Genomic DNA, 4,314 nt, shown 5'->3' with positions numbered 1-4,314 from the left:
GATGCGAACATCGCCAAGATGGCAGCGAGGGTGGCCGGCAAGGTGGTGCTGCGGCCACACGCGAAGACCCATAAGAGTGCGTGGATCGCCGGTAAGCAGGTCGCGGCCGGGGCGGTAGGCGTTTGCTGCGCGAAACTTGGTGAGGCTGAAGTGCTTTCAGCGGCAGGCGTGCGCGGCATTCTGCTCACCTCCCCGGTAGTCGATGCCACAGCGCCTAATCGGTTGTGCGACGTGGCGGCCACCGATCCCGGATTCATTTGCGCGGTAGACCATCCCGATCCGGTCGCCGCGCTGGCGCAGGAGGCGAGCCGAAGGGGCGCTTCGGTCAACGTCGTGATCGACGTCAACGTGGGCCTGATGCGCACGGGCGTACCGGGGACCGCCGAAGCGCTCGCGCTAGCCGGGCGTATCGAGCGGCACCGGTCGCTGAAGTTGGTAGGCGTCCAGGGTTACGGGGGCCACTGGCAGCACATCTCGGGGCTCGAGGCGCGCCGCGCGGCGGTGCATGCCGGGATGGATGTTCTCTCGGGTGTCGTCGGAGCGTTGCGCGACGCGGGGTATCGGATCGACCTCGTCACAGGCGGCGGCACCGGAACTGTGCAGACGGATTTGGAGTCGGGGGTTCTCAACGAAATCCAGCCCGGATCCTATGTTTTCATGGATGCGCAATACCTCGATGCCCTGGGCGACGACGAGGACGGGGCGTTCCAACCCAGCCTGCGGGTCTCGACTCAATTGGTGAGCATCAATGCCGGCCCGATCGTGACCGTCGACGCGGGCCTGAAGGCCTTCGCGACCGACGGTCCCGCCCCGCTCCCGGTCACCGACGGCTTCGCCGACTCCACCTATGTCTTCTACGGCGACGAGCATGGGGCATTGACCCGTCCCGCCGGTCGCGCGGTCAGCCTGGGCGAGCGTGTCGAACTCGTGACGCCGCACTGCGACCCGACGGTCGACCGGTACGACGTCTACCACGTCGTGCACGGCGACCGGCTTTGCGCGATAGTCCCGATCGACGCCGCACGCGCGAGCCAGTGACGCCCTACTTGGCGTTGAAGCCCGCGTCGACGGACAGCGCGCGTTCTGTTCCTCAGAGAACTACGCCTACACGGCATCACCTACCAGGATCCCAACGCCACGGCGGGTCTGGGCACGACTGTCTGCCGGGATTTCGACAACGGCCGAAGCTACGCCGGGGTGCGCCAAGACATCGCCGGGCAGCCCGCGGCCGGCGGATACAGTGCCGACGACGTCGTCGTTGTCATCCGGGCCGCGATCGACACCATGTGCCAGCAATTCGCTGACCGACCGCCCGGCTGACCGCGGTTTCGCGCCCTGCGCCGAACGTGCAACCAGTGCGAAAGAGCGCGCTCAAAATCGCACTGAGTGCACGCTCGGCGAAAGACCCTCGGGTGGCGATCGCCACCAGCTTGGACTAGCTGCGGGGAGATCCCGCCGGCGATGCGAGAAATTCGTCCAGGTACCCCGGCGGTCTCAAGTTGAGCAGTCGCTCGCGGTCGGCGACCAGATCCGCGTAGTCCAGCGCCTCGACCTCGGCCTCCGTGTAGGACAATCACGAATCCGGCACGCCCTCACGCACGATCCCAACACCGAAATCGCAGTTCAGCACCGCGACACGTAGGTCGTCGTGGGTGCTGCGTAGGTGGACGATCGCCTTCCAGACGTCGCCGCTCCAGAGCCATTCCCACCAACGGGCATGCGCACGAAAGTCGTCCAAGTGCTCCGCAGGGCGGCCGATGTGTTCGAAGACGGGGTTGCAGTCGTGCAAGACAATGACGCCGTCATCGCGCAGGTACCGCAGGATGCTCTCGTGGACGCTGACCTGGACATCCTCGTTACCGCACTGTACGTCACCGCTGATGATTTCCTAATCGACAATCCGCAGCACCGGCCGTGGCGTCCCAAAGTGGGGTTCACCCCGTGTCTGGATGACGCGGAACTGGTCACCCTGGTCGTAGCCCAGGCACTGCTCGGGTTTACCTCTGAGGCCCGGCTGCGCTACGCACGTCGCCATCCACACGGGTTGTTCCCTTATTTGCCAACGCAATCGGGCTACAACAAACGGGTCCGGGCAGCGGTCGGGGTGTTGCGTGCGGTCATTGCGCACCTGGTAGCGGATACATCGCGCTGTGCCGATGACGTGTGGGTCGTGGACTCGACCCCCATCGAATGCGCCCGCTCGCGAGAGACCGCCACACGTTCCGATCTGGCCGGATGGGCCGAATACGGTTCTGCGCGTCGCACTCACGCTATTTCTGGGGACTGCGCCTGCATCTGCTGTGCACCTTGTCAGGACTGCCGGTGGCGTTCGCGCTGACCGGCGCCAAGGCCGACGAACGCGACACTCTGCTCGGGATGTTCGACGCCGACCCTAACCTGCTGGCCACCCATCCCGCCCAGACGCTGATGGCCGACAAAAACTACTACGGCCGCCAATTCGAAGCCGCCCTCACCGATGCCGGTATCGAACTGCTACGTCCGACTCGACAGGGCGAGAAGCCCCGCGCCGGAACCCGCTACTTCAAACCGTTACGGCAGGTCATCGAGTCGATCAACAACACCTTCAAGGCACAACTGGACCTCGAACGCCACGGCGGACGCACCATCGCCGGCGTCGCAGCCCGCGTCCTGCAACGCATCTTGGCCCTCACCGCAGCAATATGGCACAACGACCAACAAGGCCAACCAATCCTGCGATCATTGACCGCCTACGACCACTAACACGGTCTCGGCAAAGTCCGTTTCACCTGGTCAGGAGTAGTTTGACGGGCCTGTGAGGGTTTCTGGCGTGGTGGCGCAGGGCTTTTGCGATGTTGTCGTGGCCGTCGAGGCGGAGCAGTCCGATTGCGGCGTTGCGAAGGGCGGCCATGACGTGGGGGCCGTTGCCGGTGCGGACTTGGGAGTGGTCTTCGGCGTAGGTGACGTCACGCACCCAGTGCAGTTTGTTTTCGATGGCCCAATGGCCGCGTAGCCAGCCAGCTACCTGGGCGGCTGTGGCGTCGGTGATCGTCAAGGAGGTGACCGCGTAGACGACTTCGGTGTGCGTGTTGTTCGTCTTGTGGTCGGTGACGGTTCGGGTAAGTCGCAGCACTTGGGCGGCGAGCGGGAACAGTATCCCTGAGGCGATCGCGGTGGCTTTCAGGATGCGTTTGGCGGTTCGACCGTGGCCATGCTCGATACTGGTGTCAAGTATCGGGATCTGTTTCCACGGAAGCTCTTTGAGTTGTTTTCGCAGCTTGGGCTGGTTTGCCTTGACGGTGAAGATGTAGTGGCCGCCGGCGCCGACGATCGCCTCGGCGGTGTCGCGCTGGCAGTGCAGCGCATCGGCGGTGATGACGGCTCCGGTGATATCGATGCTGCCCAGAAGCGTTCGCAGCATGGGTATCTCGTTGGTTTTGGCGCCGACCGCGATTTGGGTCAGTACGGTGCCGGTGGTCTGGCACAGCCCGGCCAGCAGGTGCACCAGGTTGCCGGCCCCATCACGGGCACCGCGTAACGTTTTGCCGTCGAAGGCGATCACGCGGCGTCCGTCGATCGTGGTGGTGCGCAGCCACATCCACGCCCCGATCAGCTTGTCCAGTTCGTCGGGAGCGAGTCGTTGCAGGCAGCGGCGGATCGTCGACTCACACGGCACCGTGCCGGTGACGCCGAGGAGCGTCAGCACGCCCGGTGCGGCGTCGGCGGCCCATTCGGCAATCGCGACAAACGAGCGTGCACCCGCGAGTGTGGCCGCCAGCGCGATCGCAAGCACGCCCGCCAGCCCGTGCCGTTTCCCGCGTGGTTTGCGCGGGTCGGGCACCTTCGCGATCAGCTCCAGCAAACCGTCGGGTGCGGCGGGGACGTCGGCCAACTCGCCCAGTAGCGGGTCGGAGTCATCGACAACGGACAAAGTGGGCGATGATGGCACAGCGGGCACGGCAGAGCTTCCTGGGATGTGACTGGTGTGAGAACTGTGATCATCCCGTGCTCTGCCGTGACCGCCCTGTAACCACACCGCTCCCGCGTGTCACACCCACAACATTGCAGGTCAACCGCTCACTTCACGACTTTGCCGAGGCCGTGGGGCGGCCCCCCGGGCGCCATCTGCAAGACCGACCCCTGGGGCTTCCTGGGCTCCCAGCGCCGCACCCTGTGCGACGGCCCGATCGCCGCCGACGGCAGCTGGATGCGGGAACGCACCATCTGGGTGCCCGCGCACCAGACGATGTACAGCTGCTATGGCGACTCCGACCGCTCCTACTCCCGCACCTGCACGGGCGGGTACTGGATCAACGAGCGCCTGGTCAGCAACGA

At 65.2% G+C, this 4,314-nt stretch carries 6 protein-coding genes and 1 pseudogene; 4 read left to right on the top strand and 3 right to left on the bottom strand.

From position 1 onward, the window contains the following. Both VML93_RS18990 and VML93_RS18985 read left to right on the top strand, forming a co-directional pair. Positions 1 to 1,038, top strand: a 1,038-nt coding sequence (locus VML93_RS18990; protein ID WP_325613037.1) for an alanine racemase, incomplete at its 5' end; no start/stop codon positions are given. Between the two features lie 45 nt (positions 1,039 to 1,083). After that, positions 1,084 to 1,320 carry a DUF732 domain-containing protein gene (locus VML93_RS18985; protein WP_325613038.1) on the top strand — a complete coding sequence of 79 codons (237 nt, stop codon included), beginning with the start codon at positions 1,084 to 1,086 and terminating at the stop codon, positions 1,318 to 1,320. A 115-nt stretch (positions 1,321 to 1,435) separates the two neighbouring features. Here VML93_RS18985 and VML93_RS18980 read toward each other — a convergent pair whose 3' ends face one another. Then, on the bottom strand, positions 1,436 to 1,573 hold the full coding sequence (locus VML93_RS18980; RefSeq protein ID WP_325613034.1) for a hypothetical protein: 138 nt from the start codon (positions 1,571 to 1,573) through the stop codon (positions 1,436 to 1,438). After that, a complete protein-coding gene (locus VML93_RS18975) occupies positions 1,574 to 1,738 on the bottom strand; it encodes a hypothetical protein (protein ID WP_325613032.1) in 165 nt (54 codons plus the stop codon). Between the two features lie 93 nt (positions 1,739 to 1,831). Between VML93_RS18975 and VML93_RS18970 the strand changes: the two are divergent. Further along, positions 1,832 to 2,742 (top strand): annotated as a pseudogene (locus tag VML93_RS18970) (IS982 family transposase). A gap of 22 nt (positions 2,743 to 2,764) precedes the next feature. Here the strand turns inward: VML93_RS18970 and VML93_RS18965 are convergent. Beyond that, the gene (locus VML93_RS18965) at positions 2,765 to 3,910 is read right to left on the bottom strand and encodes an ISAs1 family transposase (protein ID WP_325613031.1); all 1,146 of its coding nucleotides are present in this window, start codon (positions 3,908 to 3,910) and stop codon (positions 2,765 to 2,767) included. 159 nt (positions 3,911 to 4,069) lie between these two features. Here VML93_RS18965 and VML93_RS18960 point away from each other — a divergent pair. Continuing rightward, positions 4,070 to 4,314: CDGP domain-containing protein (locus VML93_RS18960; RefSeq protein ID WP_422656540.1), on the top strand; the 245-nt coding region annotated here is incomplete at its 3' end.

The sequence above is a fragment of the Mycobacterium sp. genome (genome assembly GCF_035499775.1).
Taxonomy (GTDB): Bacteria; Actinomycetota; Actinomycetes; order Mycobacteriales; family Mycobacteriaceae; genus Mycobacterium.
This window is presented reverse-complemented; position numbering and strand designations above follow the sequence as displayed.